The sequence below is a fragment of the Halopiger djelfimassiliensis genome (assembly GCF_000455365.1).
GTDB classification, from domain to species: domain Archaea; phylum Halobacteriota; class Halobacteria; order Halobacteriales; family Natrialbaceae; genus Halopiger_B; species Halopiger_B djelfimassiliensis.
Genome location: NZ_HG315684.1, coordinates 162,636 through 181,172, shown reverse-complemented (window position 1 = coordinate 181,172; position 18,537 = coordinate 162,636). Strand labels below are relative to the sequence as shown.

The following is an 18,537-nucleotide window of genomic DNA, read 5'->3' as shown; positions in this document are numbered from 1 at the left end:
AAGGGTGCTTACCTGTCTTCGATCGTGGATCGGGACGGCGACGACGGGTCGCCTCTCAGCGCTTCGCGTTAGGACGACTGAAGTGACTCCACGCGCTCGAGCGTGTCGGCGTCGGCGGGGGCTTTGTCGTGGCGGACCCCCACAAACCGCGGGAACCGCAGGGCATAACCGGCGGAGTAGGTCGGCGAGGTCTGGATCTCCTCGTAGCCGACCTCGAAGACGACCGCCGGCTCGAGTTCGACCGCCTGTCCCTCCTCGGCGGCGATGTGGGGTTCGAGCAACTCGGTCAGTTCGGCGAGTTTCTCGTCGGTGATGCCGGTTGCAACCTTGCCGACGGTCTCAAGCTCGTCTCCGTCGCGGACTGACAGCTCGAAGGTGCCCAGATACGTCGCCCGCCGGCCTTCGCCCCACTCGGCACCGGTCACCACGCAGTCGAGGGTTTCGACGTCGGGTTTGCGCTTGCGCCAGTGTTTGCCCCGGCGGCCCGGCGAGTACGTCGACTCGGGATCTTTGAGCATGATCCCCTCGTGTCCCGCTTCGAGCGCGTCGGCGTCGATCGACTCGATCTCGTCCGGGTCGTCGGTCAGCCAGAGCAGGGACAACCCCTCGACGGGTTCCGGGTCGGCGTCCGCGGCGTCGGTCAGGACCGCCTCGAGTCGCTCGTGTCGGGACGTCAACGGCTCCCCGAGCAGATCGGCCCCGTCAGCGTGCAGACAGTCGAAGAAGACGGGGCGAACGGTGACCTCCTCGCGGGCTTTCGCGACGTCGTGTTTTCGCCGGAACCGCTTGAGGACCTCCTGAAACGGGAGCGGGTCGCCGGCCTCGTCGACGGCCACCACCTCGCCGTCGAGGATCGTCGGCACGTCGAGCGTTTCGGCGGCGAACTCGACGACCTCCGGAAGCGCGTCGGTAACCTCCTCCATGTTCCGCGAGAAGACCCGCGTCTCCGCGCCGTCGGCCGTGGGATCGTGGTGCAACTGGATCCGTGCCCCGTCGTATTTCCACTCGACGGCGGCGGCGTCCCACTCCTCGATCGCGTCGGTGACGGTGCCCGCCTGGGCGAGCATCGCCTGCACGGGGCGGCCGATCTCGAGGTCCATCGCGTCGAGTCCGTCGACGCCGGCCTCGTCGGCGATGCGGGCGACCTCGCCGTAATCGTTCGAGACCTGCAGCGCGCGCTCGACGTGCTCGACGGGGACGTCGAACGCGTCGGCGGTGGCATCCCTGACCGTTCCCTCGCCGACGCCGATGCGCATCTCCGAAAGGACGAGTCGGGCGAGGTATCTCGCTTCGGCGCTCGAGCAGCGATTGAAGAGCCCGAAGAGGAGGTCGATCTTGCGGTCCTGGCTGCCCGACCCTTCGGCCGCTGCAAGCTCCGTCAGCGTCTCGTAGACCTCGCGGACCGTGAGGGCGTCCGAGTCGCCACCGCCGGTGAACGCGCCGAGCCCCTGCTGGCCGCCGAAGTCGTAACTCGCAGCCACGTCGCCGATCTCGCCGATCTCAGCGAGGCGGTCCTCCACGTCGTCGGCGTCGACGTTCGTACCCGCCGCGCGTGCGATCGCCTCGTAACACGTCGTCGGACCGATATCCAGCGTCGTCGAGTCCCATGCCGGAAAGACCCGGCCCTGGACGAACCGGGCGACGATCTCGACGGTTCGCGGGTCCCCGTCGTCCGCGGCTCGGCCGCTCCCGTCGGCGGCCGCCTCGAGCAGGTCCCTGACGTGGGCGACGACCTCGAGATCCGCGGGCTCGGCTTCGATCGTCCCGGCGCGGTCGGCGAACGTGGCGAACTCCATCGGGGGTGTGTATCGCCGGGGTGCCTAAAACGGTTCTGAGACGCGGTGGGTGGTGGCCGCCAGCGCCGGAGTGCTCTGGTGGAGACAGCTGTTCGACGTCCACTCGAGGACGACCTTTCAAGGCAGTTGAGCGCACACACGGACGTATGCCAGAGGAGGAGCTCGCCGCACGGGTCGCGGAGGTACTTTCGGTCGACGCCGATGGGTTCCGCGAGCGGGCCGAGGCGGACGCCGAGGTGATCAAAGACGCCGTCGAGGACGGCGTGTTCGACAATCCGCAGGCGATCGTCGGCCTCGAGTACGAGTTCTACGCGGTCAAGGCCGACGACTGTGCGCTCCGGCGGGTTCCGCGTCGGCTGCTCGAGTTGATCGGCTTCGAGAAGGAACTGGGGTTGCACAACGCCGAGATGACGACGAGCCCGCAGCCGCTGAACGCCGACGGGCTGACCGCACAGGAGGCGGAGGTCAAGGCCAGGCTCCGGACGGCGCTTGACGTGACCCAGTCCGAACGGATGCGGCTGGTCAGCGACGGGCTCTGGACGATTCCGCCCGAAGGCGAGGACGCGACGACCTACCTCACCGACAGCGTCGAGCGAACGACGGTAAGCGCCGACGGTGAGGAACGGCCGATCCGGGTCGCGACGAACATGAGCGACTCGGCGCGCTACCACGCGATGGCAAACACCGATCGGGCCCGGGCCGCGGGCATGTGCATCGACGCTCCGCACGTCTCGCTGGAGGCCGACACCGTCATGCCGGAGAGTCTCATCACGTCGATCCAGCCCCACTATCAGGTGCCACACGCGCCCGATCTACCCGACTACTTCAACTACGCGGTCCGCGTGGCGGGGCCGCTTCTTGCGCTCGGTGTCAACTCCCCGTTTTTCCCGCCGGACTGTTACGACGACGCGACGCCGGAGGCAGTCCTCGCGGACGCCTGGATGGAACACCGAATCAGCGTCTTCGAGACCGTGTTGAACGATCCCTCGACCGGCGACGGCAAAGTTCGCTTTCCGAAGGACCTCGAGACCGTCGAGGAAGCGATCGATCGGATCGCCGCCGACGAGACGATCGTCCCGATGCCCGTCGAACCCGGCGAACGGTTCGACGACAGGTTCCCACACTTCCGGCGCAAACACGGGACCTACTGGCGGTGGGTTCGGCCGGTCTTCGGCGGACCGACCCGGTCCGCCGCGAACGCCCGCATCGAGTTCCGTCCGATCCCTGCCCAGCCGACGGTCCGGGACTCCGTGTCGTTTCTCGCGGCGTTTGCCGGCCTGATGGAGAGCTTGACGCGACTCGAGCATCCCGTCCTCGAGCTCGACTGGCAATTCGCCCGCCAGAACTTCTACGCCGCGATGCGTGACGGGCTCGAGGCCGAGTTGCGCTGGATCACGAACGACGGCAAGGAGACGACCGACCGCCTCGCGCTGTACGAGGACCTGCTCGCCCATGCCGAGGACGGCCTCACCAGCCGCGGGCTGACCGACGAAGAGGCCGCGAAGTACCTCTATCCGCTCCGGCGGCGCGTCCGGCAAGGAGTGACGCCGGCCCGCTGGAAACGTAGTCTCGTTCGGGACCGGATCGAGGCGGGCTCGGATCTGGCCGACGCCATCGAGACCATGCAACGCCGGTACGTGCGCCGCCAGCGGGAGACGCTGCTCGAGGGGAGTTTCGCGGACTGGATCGGCGACTGACGGCCGTCCACGGCGTTCGCCTCGTCCGCCGCGGCCGTCGGCCGCGCGAACGTGTTCGTGTGACGGGTGCCCACGCAAGATACTTACCTGACTGGCCGGTCAGTTAGAACAGGAACTGACTGGACGGTCAGTCAAAGACATGAACGAGACGACCGACGAACTCATGGATGCGACCTACGCGGCGCTTTGCAAGCACGGGTACGCGTCGCTTCGGATGCAGGATATCGCGGATGAATCATCGAAGAGTAAAGCCGCCCTTCACTACCATTACGAGAGCAAACAGGACCTCCTCTATTCGCTGCTCGACTATCTCACCGCGTCGTTCGCCGAGCGGATCGAGACGCTCGAGGGGGAGACGCCGATCGAGCAGTTGCTCTCGTTGATCGAAACCTACCTCGGTCCGGAAGAAGAGGATTCCCGGCTCGAGTTCCGAACGGCGCTGCTCGAGATCAAAGCACAGGGACCGTACGACGAGCGGTTTCGAACCGAACTCGCCGCGTTCGATCGACTGTTACACGACCGGTTTCGATCGCTGCTCGAGGCGGGTCAGGATCGCGGACTCGTCCGGGAGGGGATCGATCCGGACGAGACGGCCGATTTCCTCGTGACCGTGCTCAACGGCGCACAGGCCCGACACGTCGCGGTCGACCACTCCACGGATCGGACGCGGGCCGCCCTCGAGTCGTACGTTCACGACCACCTCCAGACGACGACCGCGCCGGAGGTCGGTCTGGAGTGAACGTTCGCGAACACCTCGAGACGATCTTCGTCTCGCCGGAGGAGCTCGATCTCACCACGGGCGGCATCGCGAAACCGCTCGTGTACCTTTCGATACCGCTTATCATCACGAACCTCCTGCAGGTCGCCTACAACCTCGCGGACACGTTCTGGCTCGGCCAGCACAGTACGACCGCGCTCGCGGCGATCAGTTTCGCGTTCCCGATGGTGTTTTTCCTCATCGCGCTCGCGCTCGGCGTCTCGGTCGCCGGGAGCGTCCTCGTCGCCCAGCACACCGGTGCCGGGAACGACCGGGAGGCCGAGTACGCCGCCTCGCAGACGGTCACGTACTCGATCATCGCGTCGGTCGTCCTCGGAGGCATCGGCTACCTGTTCATCGAGGACGTACTGGCCGTACTCGGGACGTCCGACGACGTCGCGCCGCTTGTCACTGCCTACATGGAAGTGTACTCGCTCGGACTGGTCGCCGTCTTCGGCTTCCTCGTCTTTCTCGCGCTCATGCGGGGCTACGGCGACACCGTCACGCCGATGCTCGTGATGTTCGGGTCGGTCGTGCTCAACATCGTCCTCGACCCGTTTCTCATCTTCGGGTTCGAGAACAACCCGCTGTTCGGCTATCTGGGACTTGGCGGACTGGAAGCCGAGCTGTTGGCCTCCACGGGGTACGCCGGATCCGGCGTTGCAGGGGCCGCCATCGCGACGGTCTTTTCGCGAACGCTCGCGTTCGCGGTCGGCCTCGCGATCATGTTCCGTGGCACCCACGGCGTCCGGATCCGCCTCGAGCAGCTGCGCCCGGACCTCGAGTACGCCAGACGGTTCGTCGACATCGGGACGCCGGCCTCGATAGAGGGGACCGCGCGGGCGCTTTCGATCAATCTGTTGTTGGTCATCATCGCGTCGTTTCCCGACACGGTCGTCGCGGCGTTCGGCATCGGGACCCGGGTGTTCTCGGTCATCTTCCTCCCCGCGATCGCGTTTTCACAGGGGATCGAGACGATGACCGGCCAGAACATCGGGGCCGGCAACCTCGATCGCGCCGAGCGGACGAACCACTTCGGTGCCAAGGTGTTGTTCGTGGCCCTCACGGGGCTCGGAGTGATCGTATTCGCCGTTGCGGACCCGATCGTCTCCGTGTTCACGTCCGATCCCGCTGTCGTCGCCGAAGGGGCGACGTTCCTCCGGTTTACCGCCCTCACGTTCGGGTTCATGGGCGTTGTGCGTGCCTACAGCGGCGGCTTCCGCGGGGCCGGCAAGACGCTCATCGCGGCGGCGATCTCCGTGCTCACGCTCGGCGTGATCCGGTTTCCCCTCGCGTGGGTCGGATCGTCCGTCATGGGCTCGACCGGGATCTGGCTCTCGTTTACGATCTCGACCCTCATCGGCGGCTGTATCGCCTACGCGTGGTTCCGATGGGGAACCTGGGCCGATCCGGATCTCGACGGCCGGTCCGGTGCGGTTTCGGGCGAGAGCGTCGGTGCCGACGACTGATCGGTCGCCGGGAGCCGGTCGTTGGGCCGCGGCTGGCCACAAGTGATTAAGTATCCTCGGGCGAGAGTGTCGAGTATGGTAACCTTCCTCTCCGGTGGCACCGGAACGCCGAAGCTGTTAGACGGCGCTGGGGCCGCGTTCTCGCCGGAGGAGACAACGATCGTCGCCAACACCGGCGACGACATCGAACTCGGCGGGCTGTTCGTTTCGCCGGACGTCGATACCCTGTTGTTCCAGGGCGGAGGTGTCCTCGACCGCGAGACGTGGTGGGGAATCGACGGGGATACCCACCGGACGAACGCGGCGCTTTCGGACATCGCGTCGGCCGCTGGACTCCCCGAGGGGCCGAAGTATCTCCCCGAGGAGAGACAGACCGCAGGCCGGGACCTCGCCGACTGGCGTCGGTTCTCCGGCGTCGCCGAGTTCATGACGATCGGCGACCGTGACCGGGCCGTCCACATCACGCGAACCAGCCTGCTCGATCAGGGGTACACGCTAAGCGAGGTGACCCAGCGGCTCGCCGACGCGTTCGGACTCTCCGTCGATCTCCTCCCGATGAGCGACGACCCCGTCGCCAGTCTCGTCCACACCGACGACGGAATGATGCACTTTCAGGAGTACTGGGTCGGCCACCGCGGCGAACCCGACGTCGAGAACGTCGAGTTCCGCGGCTCGTCGTCGGCCGAGCCCGCACCCGGCGTCCTCGAGGCGCTCGAGGACACCGTCGTCATCGGGCCGTCGAACCCCGTTACGAGCATCGGGCCGATGCTTGCGCTTCCGGGCGTCGCCGACGCGCTCGCCCAGACGACGGTCGTCGCGGTCTCGCCGTTTCTCGGCGACGAAGCCTTCTCCGGCCCGGCCGAAGACCTGATGGAGGCCGTCAACGCGGATCCGAGCACCGCGGGGCTGGCGACCGCCTACCCGTTCGCGGACGCCTACATCGTCGACGAGAACGACGACGTCGAGTTCGATCGACCGACCATCCAGACCGACATCAAGATCGACTCACCCGCGGATGCCAAACGGGTGATCCGCGCGATCGACGAAGCGGTCACCATCGTCAGCTGACCATGTTTACCCCTCCGCTCGCGCTCGCGAGTCTCAGCGGCGAGGCCGACGCCGACTGGGCTCGTGCCGGCTCTACGTACGCGGGCGCCGCGTTCCTCGGCGGAATCGCCATCGACGAGGACGCGCGAGCGGCCGCACGAGAACTCGTCGAACGCGAACGCACCGAGTTCCTGCCGGCCGACCCGATCGCGTTTATCGATCGCCAACTCGCCGCGCTCGCGGCCGCCCCCCTCCGGCCGGCGGTTAACGTCCGCAGCGCGACCGTCGAGCCGGTCGAAACGGCAGCGCGCGTCTGTCGCGACCACGACGCCCTGCTCGAGATCAACGCCCACTGCCGACAGGACGAACTGTGTGCGGTCGGCTGCGGCGAGACCCTCTTGCAGGACGACGACCGGCTCCGCCGGTACGTCGAGCGGGCGGCCGACACCGGAGCCACCGTCGGCGTGAAAGTTCGCGCCGAGGTTCCCGGCGTCGACCTGCCCGCCCTCGCTCGCACGCTCGAGGCCGCCGGCGCGTCGTTCGTTCACGTCGACGCGATGGACTCCGAGTCGGCGGTCGCCGATGTCGTCGACGCGACGACCCTGTTCGTGATCGCCAACAACGGCGTCCGCGACGACGAAACCGTCCGGGAGTACGTCGAGTACGGTGCCGACGCCGTCAGCGTCGGCCGCCCGAGCGATGACCCGGTCGTCCTCGAGCGCGTTCACGAGGCGGTGACGCGACGGCTCGGACACGCGGCAAACCCCTGAGCCGAACCGGCCGGTTCGGCCCGCCGGTCGAACGACCACGAAAGGACTATTCGACGGGCCTCCCTGAATCCGGGCATGAGCCTCGACGACCTCACCGACGAGATTCAGGAATCGTACGCCGACTTCGGCGACGAACTCACCGTCTCGCTCGACCGCGAGACCCGGAACGAACTCGCGTTGCTCGAGACGGCGCTCGAGCCCGAGGAGACGGACGAACTCGTCCGTCGGGCGATTCACATGCTCTTTCAGACGAGCGTGGAGACGGGGAACCTCGATTTCCACCTGCGATCCGGTTTCGACGTCACCTACGACGAGTACCTCTCGGGGATGACCTTCGAGGAGATGACCGGCGCGGACCAGTATCCGACGATGGACGACGAACGCCGCTACCAGTTCTGAGTGGACCCCGGCTCCAGCGTCGCTTTCGACGGGTGTGCGATCGCTTCTCCCATGTGTTCTAGCACCAATGGAGAACTACAGTCGCCTAATAGGTGCGCTTATCCGCGCTCGACGCTGTGAAGCGGTATGGCTATCAGTCAATCACCGGCCGACGACGAATCGGATCTCGAATACACCTGTCCCGAGTGCTCGGGAACGCTTGGGTACGAATCGTTCGCGTGCGCCGACTGCGGGTTCACGCCCGCCCACGGTGCCGACTAGCGCGCACTGAGACGGCTCCGTTGTTGGCTTCGACGATCTCTCGGTCCGTGTGTCGCTCCCGTTTCTTCCGCCGCTCGGAGTCGGTTCCCGCCTGCTATTTGCAGTTCTCCCCCGACGGGAGCGATGTGACCATCGACACGGTAGCGAAACGACTGCTTGCGGGTACCGAAGCCGACTGAAACCCGAAAAGAGTCCGTAGCGGTCAGTCGTCGATCGGTGCCGCACTCGAGAGCGCCTCGTCGATCTCGGCTTCCTCCATCTTCTCGACGAGGGCCTCGATGACGTCCTCGCGTTTGCCCTTGACGAACTTGATCGAACCGACGACGAGGTGACCGCCGCCGGAGACGCCGCCGCCGGGGACCTCATCCTCGAGTTCCGAGACCATCTGCGGGATGTCGAGTCGGACGCCATCGGAGCGCAACACGGCGAAATCGGGACCGTAGCCGACCGTGATGACCGGATCGCCGGTTTCCTCGATCTTGCGGTCGTGGATCTCGCCGGTGGTCTTGCCCGGCGCGGGATAGGTAAAGCGGTGAGCGTAGTTCTCCACGTCGATCCGGTAGAGGTGAGCGCCGTTGTCTAACTCCTCGTGCTCGAGGTGTGGCGTGGCGGCCGCCAGTTGTTCGTCGACCTCCTCGCGGGCGCGCTCGGCGAAAAAGGAGACGAGTTCGCGGTGGCGCTGCTCGTCGTCGCTGTCGATCTGGAGCAGGTCCTGAATCAGCTGGTCGCCGGGGTTGTAACGCAGCCAGAACGCGGCGTAGTCGAGCGCTTCGCTGACGTCCTGCAGGCGGGTTTCGTCGTACCCCTCGTCGGCGGCGAGTTCGAGGTAGTCGTCCATGGCGTCGGCCTTCGAGCGGTCCGAGAGACCCGCGACGGCGGGGACGTGGCGCAGTTCCTCCGTCAGGTCGGGGTAGATCATCCGCGCGAGTTCCACACAGCACATCCCTGTCGTGATACGGTAGTCCTCGTCGTGGAGGTAGGGATTGACGTGGGCGTCGAGCAGGTCCTCGACGGCGTCGGGGTCGGGATGGTGGTGATCGACGACCGCGATCGGGATGTCGTAGTGGGCAAGCGTCTCGTAGGCCGGAACGTCCTCGGCCGTCGACCCGTTGTCGAGCATGAGCAACAGCGGCAGTTGCTGGCCGTGCTTCTCGCGATCCTCGAGCGCGAAGTTGAGATCCCGGGTCGCGTCCTCCATTTCGTAGAACGGGGCCTTGGCGGGCAGTCGCTTGATGAGATGCCGCGGCGCGTCGGCATCCTCGTGGACCTCGGCGATAAACCGCTCTAAGGCGATCTGGACGGGGACGGCGGCGCACATCCCGTCGCCGTCGGCGTGGTGGCGCACGCGGATGGGCCGTCCCTCGAGGACGGTCCGACGCAGCAGTTTCGCGACCTCCCTGAGGTTGGGTCGGAGCTTCTCGAAGGCCGGCCAGTCGATCAGCGGGTCGACATCGTGGGGTTCGGCGCGGGACTCGAGGGCCGTCTCGAGGCGCTCGCGGGCGTCATCGGCGTTTTCGCCCTCGAGCGTCGAGAGACCGTCGACTTCGATCTGGAGCGTGTTCTCGCGGTACTCGGGCGTGCCGGTCACGCGGACGACGTCGCCGACCTCGATCTGTGGGTAGGCGCGGACCCCGGCCTCCTCGAATGCGGCACAGGGAACGACGCCGTACTCGTCGGTGACGTGGAAGATCGTCGGGCCGCCGGTCTGTTTGACCTGAACGACCTCGCCTTCGAGGTGGATCTGCTCGCCGACGTTCGACTCGAGCCGATCGGTGCCGGTCAGGGCGTAGTCGTGGGAGACGCTTTCGAGCGTGTAGTCCTCGATGTCGACGGGTTCGAACGCCATGTCGCCGTTGTCGCGGACGGTCTCGAGTTCGACGACGAGTTCGTCGCCGACGGCGTAGGTGCCCTCGAGGACGGATTCGTGAACGAGACCGGAGACGGAGTCGGAGAGGTCGACGAAGACGCCGTAATCGACGATACCGTTGATTTCGGCGAGGTACGGCCGGTCCTGTTCGATATCCTCTGCGGTACAATCGGGAGCGAGATCGTACACGACGGAATCCCCGTCGTCTGCGCCGGGTTCCCCGGCGGACTCACGTGTCATCTTGGTCTATCGTTTGGAGATGCCCGCGTATAACCCTTGTCAAGAAGCGATGGCCGGTTCCGTTGGCACCCCGTACGGAACGGGACCCCCGCGGGTCGATCGGGGGCGTCCCGAACGCGACGAACACCGCGGTTCCGACAAGAGTTTGCTAGTGAATACCAACCGTTGGGCGTCGAAACCGGCCGTAACCGGCCATCGGAACGTTTAGCAACCGCAAGCCCGCAGGACGTGATATGGGGCTGCTCGACGCGCTGTTTCGCTCGAACGAGATCCTCGGCATCGCCGAGGAGACACTCGAGTTCGCCCTCGAGTCCTCGGAGGCGTCCCATCCCAACGAGTATATGGGGTTTCTCCGGGGAACCGAGGCGGACCGGCTGGGACTCGACCGGGATGGGCTGGTTATCACGGACGTGCTGGTGATCCCGGGTACGGAGTCAAACAGCGTCAGCGCGACGGTCAAGACGAACCAGATTCCAAACGACGTGAAGGCGCTTGGGAGCGTCCACTCCCACCCGAACGGCGTGATCAGTCCGAGCAGCGCGGACCTAGAAACGTTCGGTCGCGGCAGCGTCCACATCATCATCGGCGCGCCGTACCGCCGGACCGACTGGAAGGCCTTCGACTCGCAGGGGGATCCGACGACCCTGAACGTCATCGACGTCGAACTCCCCGAGACCGAGGAGTTCTTCGATTTCACGCAGGCGGACATCGACGAGGAGTTGCGAGGATGACCACGACAGCGACCCACGGAACGTTCGAGACGCATCGAGACGGACTCCGGACGGTTTCGGTCGGGCGACGGCCGGACCGTTCGCCCGCGACCGGACCGGTGTTTTCGACGCCGAACGCGAGCACGGAGGAGCCGACGCCATGACACGAACCGTCATCGCACAGGGGACGTTCGACATTCTCCATCCCGGCCACGTCCACTATCTGGAAGAAGCCGCCGCGATGGGCGATACACTGTACGTCATCGTCGCCCGCCGGACGAACGTCGATCACAAGGCGGCACCCATCTGCCCGGCGACCCAGCGACGGGACGTCGTCGGCGCGCTCGAGGCCGTCGACGAGGCGATACTCGGCCACGAATCCGATATCTTCGTGCCGATCGAGGAGATCGATCCCGACGTGATCGCGCTGGGACACGACCAACACCACGACGAGGCCGAACTCGAGGCCGAACTCGAGCGCCGCGGGATCGACTGCGCCGTCGAGCGAGCGAGCGCCCGCGAACCCGAATCCGAGGACGAACTCCTGTCGACCCGGCTGATCATCGATCGCGTGCTCGAGCGCCGCGGGTGAGCGTCGGAACAGCGGCGATCCCACGGGCGACGGGCAGCGACGCGCGGGCGATGTCGGTCAGTGGTTCGCGACGACCGGCGGCGGTAGCCACACCGACTCGACGGTGTGTCCCGTCTCGACGAAGTGATCGATCGCTCGCTCCGAAACCTCGGTATCGGTGTAGCCGTCGGACGTGCTGAGCCGCCAGCCACAGTCGAGACAGTAGTGACACATTCGTTGTTCTAGCTCGGTGATACCGGCGGGAAAGACTCGTGCAGGAAATCGAAGGGGCTGTCGCGCTCGTTCGGTTAGCGTTTTCCGTCGCGTTTCACGCCGGGGTTGGTCACCGCCCCGTGTGCCGCGGAGCCGAAGTCGCGGCCGAACTTGGCCAGCACGCCGCCCTCGTAGGCCGGTTCGGGACGATCCCACTCCTCGCGTCGCGTCTCGAACTCCGCGTCGCTGACGTCGACCTCGAGGGTCCGTTCGGGAATGTCGACGGTGATCTCGTCGCCGTCCTCGAGCAGGCCGATCGGGCCACCGACGAACGCTTCCGGGGCGACGTGGCCGATCATCGGCCCGCGGGTGCCCCCGGAGAACCGCCCGTCGGTGATGAGCGCGACGTCGTCCTCGTGGCCCGCGCCGACGACGGCGGCGGTGACGCCGAGCATTTCGCGCATTCCGGGGCCACCCTTCGGTCCTTCGTTGCGGATGACGATCACGTCGCCGCTCTCGATGTGGCCCTCCTGCACGTAGGCCATGGCGTCCTCCTCGTTCTCGAAGACCCGGGCCGGTCCCTGGTGGTAGAACTCGTCGTCGCCGGTAACCTTGAGCACCGCGCCGTCTGGCGCGAGGTTGCCGGTGAGGATCTTGATCGCGCCCTCTTCCTCCTTGGGTTCGTCGACGGGATAGAGGAAGTCCGCCTCGATCTCGTCGTCGGCCGGCAGTCCCTGCTCTTCGAGCAGTGCGAGTTCCTCCTCGATCGTCCGTCCGGTCACGGTCATCGCGTCGCCGTGGAAGAGATCGGCCTCAAGCAGGCGACGGATGACGATCGGCACGCCGCCGACCTCGTGGAGGTCGTTCATCACGCGCTCGCCGCCCGGCTGGAGGTCGGCGATCTTCGGCGTCCGCTTCGAGATGTCGTCGAAGTCCTCGATCTCGAGATCGATGTCGGCTTCGCGTGCGAGCGCGAGGAGATGGAGCACGCCGTTGGTCGAGCCGCCGACGGCGGTCTGGAGCGCGATCGCGTTCTCGAAGGATTTCCGGGAGAGGATGTCCGATGGACGGCGGTCCGCCTCGACGACCTCGACGGCGAGTTCGCCGGCCCGCCGCGCGACCTCGTAGCGCTCCTCGTCCTCCGCCGGGGGCGATGCACTGCCCAGCGGAGCCATCCCGAGCGCTTCCGAGATCGACGCCATCGTGTTCGCGGTGTACATTCCGCCACACGAGCCCGCGCCGGGACAGGCGTTTCGCTCGAGGTCGTCGAGTTCGTCGGCGTCCATCTCGCCGGTGCCGTACGCGCCGACGCCCTCGAAGACCTGAACGATGGTGACGTCCCGTCCTTCGTGCTCGCCGGGCATGATCGAGCCGCCATAGAGGAAGACCGAGGGGAGGTCGGTCCGGATCGCGGCCATCATCATGCCGGGCAGGTTCTTGTCACAGCCGGCGACGGTGACGAGCCCGTCCATCCGTTCGCCGAAGCTAACGAGTTCGACGCTGTCGGCGATGACCTCACGCGAGATGAGCGAGGCCTTCATCCCCTCGGTCCCCATCGAGATGGCGTCCGAGATGGTGATCGTCCCGAACTCGATGGGCATACCGCCGGCGTCGTCGGCCCCCTCGATGGCGGCGTCGGCGACGTCGTCCAGATGAACGTTACACGGCGTGATGTCCGCCGCCGGGTTTGGCACGCCGATCATCGGCGAGGCGAGGTCCTCGTCGTCGAACCCCATCGCCCGGAACATCGCTCGGTGGGGTGCCTTCTCCGCCCCTTCGGTCACCTCGCGGCTCTGTAGCCGCTCGTCTTTGCCGTACTCGAACTCGTCGCTGCTCATGCTCGGACCTTGTGGCGGGAGACCATAAGTCACCCCTTCTCAGCCGACCGTTCCGGCTTCCGCTCGTGGACCGAACGCCTTCGGGCGGCCGGCGGGGGTAGTGGTTCGCCGACGCGTGCGAGCGAGGAATCGCGTCGTTTTGCCGGGTCTTAATTTCACAGTACCCTACTGTTCCGGAAGGAAGAAAGCTTATACCGTGGTATTCGGGTCATCGATGCATGGCACGCGATGATCCGGTACGCAGCCGAACAGACACGACAACCGACACGCTCCCGAACCTGATTACGATCGTCGGGCGAGGGGTGCCCTCACAGTTCGAAATCGCCGTCGACGGCGAGATCGAGATGGTCGCGGACGATCCCGTCGCCGAGGCGACGATCGTCTCCGAGAAGGTCGCCGAAGGAACGATCGACGTCGGCGTCCAGCGGTTCCGGTTTTCCGGCGAGATGGCGAACGTCCGTGTCGTCGACTGGAACGGCGTTCCGGCACCCGAGTCCTCGAGCACGCCGAACGTGCACGTCGACTACGACGTTCCCGAGCAGTAGCGGTCTCCCGTCTTTTCTCTCGCTGTTCCGTCCGCCGACGAGTCATCACGAAGCGACGCCCAGTCTTCGAAACCGACGGTCGCCGCGTGACGGAACTCCCGTCAGTGGTTGCCAGCGTCGAAACCCCCTTCCGCGGAGCCTGCCTACGGGAGTGACGCACATGCCGAAGGCGACCGTCACCGCGGGTGCGCGACTCCACATCGGGTTCCAGAACCTCTCGCTTGCACGGAGACGACTGTACGGAGGGATCGGCGTCGGCCTGACGGAGCCACGGCTTTCGGTCACCGCCGAACCCGCGGCCGAGGTCGACGCCGCCGATCCGCTGGTCCGGGAGTACGCGACGCGGGCCGTCGACGTCCTCGACGTTCCCGGAGTCGCGGTTCGACTCGAGCGGCGACTGCCCAGACACGTCGGCCTCGGCAGCGGGACCCAACTGGCGCTTGCGATACTCGCGGCGACCGCACGAGCCCACGGTCGGGAGCCACGCGTTCGCGAGTACGCCCCCGACATGGGACGGGGCGGTCGCAGCGGCGTCGGCGTCGCGACCTTCGAACGCGGCGGGTTCGTCGTCGACGCCGGGCATCCGACGACCCGGTTCACGACCGAGCCGCCGGCCGCCGGCGAGTGGACGGTTCCGCCGGTGGTCGCCCGCCACGAACTGCCCGACTCGTGGCGGTTTCTCGTCGTCGTTCCCGACGCCGACCCCGGTCGGAGCGGCGAGAACGAGGACGAGAGCATGCGCGAAGTCGTCGAGCGGGCCGATCCCGCGATCGCGGACGAGATCGCCGGTATCGTAACGCGCAACCTGTTACCGGCGGTCGCCGAGGATCGACTCGAGGCCTTCGGCGACGCGATCGCCGCAATCGGACGCAAGAACGGCGCGTGGTACGCCGACGCGCAGGGGGGCGTCTTTCGGCCGCCGGCCGGCGCGCTCGTGGAGTCGCTTGCGGACTGTCCGGTCCTTTCGGGCGTCGGCCAGTCGTCGTGGGGACCGGTCGTCTACGGGGTGACGGACCGCGACCACGCCGACGAGGCCGCGGCCGCGGCCGAGATAGCCCTCGAAGAACGCGGACTCGACGGAACGGTCGTCCTCGCGGGAGCAGCGACGTCGGGCGCTACCGTTCGGACCGCACCCGAACGGGAGTGAAACACCCCCTTCGACGGCGTTTCCGCCCCGGTCGGACGAACGACGGCGACCCACGACTGGGAACGGGCATTTTCGAAACGCTTTCATTAATTTAGGCTGACCTAAAAACGTGGCACTCGCTACGTACAACGGATCGACCCGACGAGTCGCGATCAAACACGGCGTCACGGTCGTCAGCGGAGGGGTACTCGCGGGCTGTTTGGATAGTGAAAGTGCAGGGCCTCCGTCGGACACGTCGACGGACGACAGGTATTCGGTGACGATGGCACCGGTAGGCGAAGTCGAGTTCGATTCGGTGCCCGAGGACGTGTTCACGATACTGCCCCACCACGCCGATATGGCGCTCGCGCTCGGGCGTGGTGACGCTCTCAACGCGTTGCACGCGCCGGAGTACTATCAGTCGCTCTGGCGCAAGTTCACGCATCACCTCGACGGCGTCTCCGTGGATTGGGAGGGACTGTACTCCTCGTGGCCTCCCGCGAAGGAGAAGCTGTACGAGCTGGATAGCGACGTCCATCTCGCCGATCCGGCCAAGGTCGCCACGGCTCAGGGAATGGACGCCGACGACATCGAAGAGATCGAACGGACCGTCGGACCGTGGTTCGGGAACACCTTCAGCGCCATCCACCAGCAGCCGCCCGCAGAGTGGGCCGACGAGTACGAATATTACACGCTCTGGGAAATCTTCGAGAACGTCGCGGCGGTTTTTCGGGAAGAAAAGCGGTACGAGGCGCTCAAAACGGTCCACAGTTCGGTATTAGCCATCATCGACGAGAACCTCCCGCCGAAGAGCGAACGGCCGACCGCGGCAATGGTGCTGTTCTCGAGTTCCGACGACAGGATGTGGGGGTACAAGATGAATCATCCGGGATATTACGCCGCCCACACCCGTCCGTTGGGGGCCACCGATGCCCTCGCCGATGCCGGATACGGAGACAGCGAGAACATCGAGCTAGATTACGAAATGCTGCTGGAAGCCGATCCGGACGTGCTGCTCGTACTCGGCCCGATGTCCGAGACTCACGCCATCGAAGCCATCAGGGAACGGTTGGAAAGCAACTCGGTCACACGGGAGATCTCAGCGGTGAAAAACGGGCGAGTGTACACGCAGGGAGCACGGGGCCAGGGGCCGCTGGCGAACCACTTCCAACTCGAGATGACCGCAAAGCAGCTCTATCCCGATCGGTTCGGCGAGTGGCCCGGATACGAAGACGGATCGCCGTATCCCGGGATTCCCGAGGGCGAACGGCTGTTCGACCGACAGCGGGTCGCGGACATCGTCGCTCCCGACCCCGGGAACTACTGACGACGATCCGGCCGAAGGAACCGAACCCGGTTCGACAGGAGCGTTTTTGCGCTCCGAGGACGTACACGCTGGCATGCAGTTTTGCGACGATTGCGGCTCGATGATGAAAGCCGACGGCGACCGCATGGTCTGTACGAACGAGACGTGTGGTGCCTCGAGCGAACGCGACCGCGACCGCGAGGACGAGTTCGTCACGACCGAGTCCCAGACCGACGACGACGTGATCGAGTCGAGCGACGAGGCGAACTTCGAGGGCAAGCCCAAGGCGACGGACGTCGTCTGTGACGAGTGTGGCACCGAAGAGGCGTGGTACACGATCAAACAGACGGCATCCGCCGACGAACCGCCGACGCGATTTTTCAAGTGCACCGAGTGTGGCTACCGCTGGCGGGAGTACAACTAACGGGTCTCGAGAGGGAGTGGTGGTTCCGGAGACGCGACGAGCGGTTGGTCCTCGAACGCGGCCGATACGGACCCTAGTCGTCTTCCTCCTCCTCTTCGGCCGCCGCTTCCGCGTACGCGTCGACATCCGGGTTCGCCAGCGGATACCTGTCCATCGCGCCGTCGTCACCGGGCAGCGTCCGCGTCTCGAGGATCCCCTCGTCGGCGGTCGAAACCTGTTCCCACTGGGCGTAGTAGTTCCCCAGTTCCCGTTCGGGATCGTACAGCGTGAGTTCGTTCGACGGGAACGAATTGAGGTCGCCAGTGTCCGTGGTAATCCGAACGTCGCCGCCGATGAACGCGTTCAGGAAGATTTCGGTCGCCGGGGCACCGTCGATGATATACCGGGTTCCCGACGGCACGTCGAACGTGTTGCGTTCGAACCGATCGATGTAGGAGCCGTCCCGGTTCGATCTGACGGTTCCGTAGATCTCGCATCCGAAAACGGTTGCCTCGTACTCGCTTCTGATGTCGATCGCGAGTCGGTCGTCCGGTTTGGACTCGATGACACAGTGTTTGGCTGCCCCGTCTCCGGTGATGTTCATCCCCTGTTCCATCTCACAGCGGAGCGCCGTCATGTGGTTCAGGTTGACGGTTCCCTCGATCGTACTATCGACCATGTAGCCGTTGGCACTCGTGACCCGTCCCTGGAACTGACAGTCCCGTGCGGCCAGCCGACCGCCGCCGACGTCGCCGCGGAACCGGCAGTTCCGTGCGCTCATTCTGTGGGAGAGTGCGTCGTTGAACGTACTGTCGTACGCGTCCGTCGGTCCACCCAAGGAACCGTTGATGCGACAGTAGTTCGCCGCAATCACGTGATCGTCCGCGTCGTCGTCGTTGAAGTTCCAGTCGCCTTCGGCTCGAGCGTAGGAGAGTTCGTCCGGGATGTCAAGCGTCACGTTCCAGAATCCCGGCGCGCCGTCGTCCGGCAGGAATCGGAGGGGTCCCTTGACGATAAACGACGTGGCTTCCGGCATCTCGAGTGCGATGGTCGTCTCCTCGGCGGATTCGCCGACGTACGTATACGTCTTGATAAGGTCCTCGCCGTTGACGTCGTCGGCGTATTCGACGGTCGGTTGGACGGTATACTCGCCCGGCTCGAGCCCGATCACGTCGCCGGAGGCAAGCGCATCGTACGCCTCCTGAAGCGTCTCGTAGTCGGCCTCGTCGCTCGGTCCGACGGTAAAGTCCGGCTCCGGTGCCGTCGTGTCGCCGGACTCGCCGTCGTCGGATTCACCGTCGTCTCCGTCACCACCGCCGTCGCCGCCGTTACTGTTTCCGCCGTTCGTTTCGTTCGTCTCCTCGTCGTTATCGAGACAGCCCGCAAACGACGAGGCGGCGATGCTCGAGCCGATCAGAAACGTCCGGCGCCGCAACCGGCTTCCCTCTCGTAACGGATCCATACGTGCTGGAAACAACGAACAGCTAATAAGTCTTGTTCGTTTACTGGCGGGATTTCGGAA

At 65.8% G+C, this 18,537-nt stretch carries 18 protein-coding genes; 13 read left to right on the top strand and 5 right to left on the bottom strand.

All coding sequences use genetic code 11. From position 1 onward, the window contains the following. Window positions 1-68: 68 nt before the first annotated feature. Complete coding sequence (gene ligA, locus TX80_RS00945; RefSeq protein WP_049920980.1) at window positions 69-1,796, bottom strand: ATP-dependent DNA ligase LigA; 1,728 nt, start codon at window positions 1,794-1,796, stop codon at window positions 69-71. A gap of 146 nt (window positions 1,797-1,942) precedes the next feature. Between ligA and TX80_RS00940 the strand changes: the two genes are divergently transcribed. From TX80_RS00940 to TX80_RS19910, 7 genes are all read left to right on the top strand, one after another. Next, entirely contained in the window at window positions 1,943-3,493 is a 1,551-nt protein-coding gene (locus TX80_RS00940; RefSeq protein WP_049920978.1) for a hypothetical protein, read from the top strand. 163 nt (window positions 3,494-3,656) lie between these two features. Continuing rightward, window positions 3,657-4,232, top strand: a complete 576-nt coding sequence (locus TX80_RS00935; protein ID WP_049922141.1) for a TetR/AcrR family transcriptional regulator — start codon at window positions 3,657-3,659, stop codon at window positions 4,230-4,232. Next, window positions 4,229-5,719: an MATE family efflux transporter gene (locus TX80_RS00930; protein WP_049920977.1), complete on the top strand. Its 1,491-nt coding sequence runs from the start codon at window positions 4,229-4,231 to the stop codon at window positions 5,717-5,719. The genes TX80_RS00935 and TX80_RS00930 overlap by 4 nt, the downstream gene beginning before the upstream one ends. Window positions 5,720-5,794: 75 nt before the next feature. Beyond that, a complete protein-coding gene (gene cofD, locus TX80_RS00925) occupies window positions 5,795-6,787 on the top strand; it encodes a 2-phospho-L-lactate transferase (RefSeq protein ID WP_049920975.1) in 993 nt (330 codons plus the stop codon). 2 nt (window positions 6,788-6,789) lie between these two features. Further along, window positions 6,790-7,536 (top strand): tRNA-dihydrouridine synthase, encoded by a 747-nt coding sequence (locus tag TX80_RS00920; protein WP_049920974.1) that lies wholly within the window; start codon window positions 6,790-6,792, stop codon window positions 7,534-7,536. Between the two features lie 75 nt (window positions 7,537-7,611). Further along, window positions 7,612-7,935 (top strand): hypothetical protein, encoded by a 324-nt coding sequence (locus TX80_RS00915; protein ID WP_049920973.1) that lies wholly within the window; start codon window positions 7,612-7,614, stop codon window positions 7,933-7,935. A 126-nt stretch (window positions 7,936-8,061) separates the two neighbouring features. After that, window positions 8,062-8,196, top strand: a complete 135-nt coding sequence (locus TX80_RS19910) for a hypothetical protein (RefSeq protein ID WP_268258126.1) — start codon at window positions 8,062-8,064, stop codon at window positions 8,194-8,196. A 202-nt stretch (window positions 8,197-8,398) separates the two neighbouring features. Here TX80_RS19910 and TX80_RS00910 read toward each other — a convergent pair whose 3' ends face one another. Further along, a complete protein-coding gene (locus tag TX80_RS00910; protein WP_049920972.1) occupies window positions 8,399-10,303 on the bottom strand; it encodes a DHH family phosphoesterase in 1,905 nt (634 codons plus the stop codon). A gap of 233 nt (window positions 10,304-10,536) precedes the next feature. Here TX80_RS00910 and TX80_RS00905 point away from each other — a divergent pair, with 233 nt between their 5' ends. Both TX80_RS00905 and TX80_RS00900 read left to right on the top strand, forming a co-directional pair. Beyond that, complete coding sequence (locus TX80_RS00905; protein ID WP_049920971.1) at window positions 10,537-11,034, top strand: Mov34/MPN/PAD-1 family protein; 498 nt, start codon at window positions 10,537-10,539, stop codon at window positions 11,032-11,034. A 139-nt stretch (window positions 11,035-11,173) separates the two neighbouring features. Next, on the top strand, window positions 11,174-11,605 hold the full coding sequence (locus TX80_RS00900) for an adenylyltransferase/cytidyltransferase family protein (RefSeq protein WP_049920970.1): 432 nt from the start codon (window positions 11,174-11,176) through the stop codon (window positions 11,603-11,605). A gap of 57 nt (window positions 11,606-11,662) precedes the next feature. Here the strand turns inward: TX80_RS00900 and TX80_RS19225 are convergent, their stop codons facing one another. Both TX80_RS19225 and ilvD read right to left on the bottom strand, forming a co-directional pair. Further along, window positions 11,663-11,818 carry a hypothetical protein gene (locus TX80_RS19225; protein WP_195893008.1) on the bottom strand — a complete coding sequence of 52 codons (156 nt, stop codon included), beginning with the start codon at window positions 11,816-11,818 and terminating at the stop codon, window positions 11,663-11,665. 74 nt (window positions 11,819-11,892) lie between these two features. After that, on the bottom strand, window positions 11,893-13,635 hold the full coding sequence (gene ilvD / locus TX80_RS00895) for a dihydroxy-acid dehydratase (RefSeq protein ID WP_049920968.1): 1,743 nt from the start codon (window positions 13,633-13,635) through the stop codon (window positions 11,893-11,895). A gap of 218 nt (window positions 13,636-13,853) precedes the next feature. Between ilvD and TX80_RS00890 the strand changes: the two genes are divergently transcribed. The 4 genes from TX80_RS00890 to TX80_RS00875 all read left to right on the top strand — a co-directional run bounded on the left by TX80_RS00890 (window position 13,854) and on the right by TX80_RS00875 (window position 17,036). Continuing rightward, on the top strand, window positions 13,854-14,180 hold the full coding sequence (locus tag TX80_RS00890) for a hypothetical protein (RefSeq protein ID WP_049920967.1): 327 nt from the start codon (window positions 13,854-13,856) through the stop codon (window positions 14,178-14,180). A gap of 160 nt (window positions 14,181-14,340) precedes the next feature. Next, window positions 14,341-15,327 carry a beta-ribofuranosylaminobenzene 5'-phosphate synthase family protein gene (locus tag TX80_RS00885; RefSeq protein WP_049920965.1) on the top strand — a complete coding sequence of 329 codons (987 nt, stop codon included), beginning with the start codon at window positions 14,341-14,343 and terminating at the stop codon, window positions 15,325-15,327. 151 nt (window positions 15,328-15,478) lie between these two features. Continuing rightward, on the top strand, window positions 15,479-16,633 hold the full coding sequence (locus TX80_RS00880; protein WP_049922140.1) for an ABC transporter substrate-binding protein: 1,155 nt from the start codon (window positions 15,479-15,481) through the stop codon (window positions 16,631-16,633). A 73-nt stretch (window positions 16,634-16,706) separates the two neighbouring features. Continuing rightward, window positions 16,707-17,036 carry a transcription factor S gene (locus TX80_RS00875; protein WP_049920964.1) on the top strand — a complete coding sequence of 110 codons (330 nt, stop codon included), beginning with the start codon at window positions 16,707-16,709 and terminating at the stop codon, window positions 17,034-17,036. Window positions 17,037-17,109: 73 nt separating this feature from the next. Here TX80_RS00875 and TX80_RS00870 read toward each other — a convergent pair whose 3' ends face one another. Next, window positions 17,110-18,477 (bottom strand): hypothetical protein, encoded by a 1,368-nt coding sequence (locus TX80_RS00870; RefSeq protein WP_049920962.1) that lies wholly within the window; start codon window positions 18,475-18,477, stop codon window positions 17,110-17,112. Window positions 18,478-18,537: the final 60 nt, after the last annotated feature.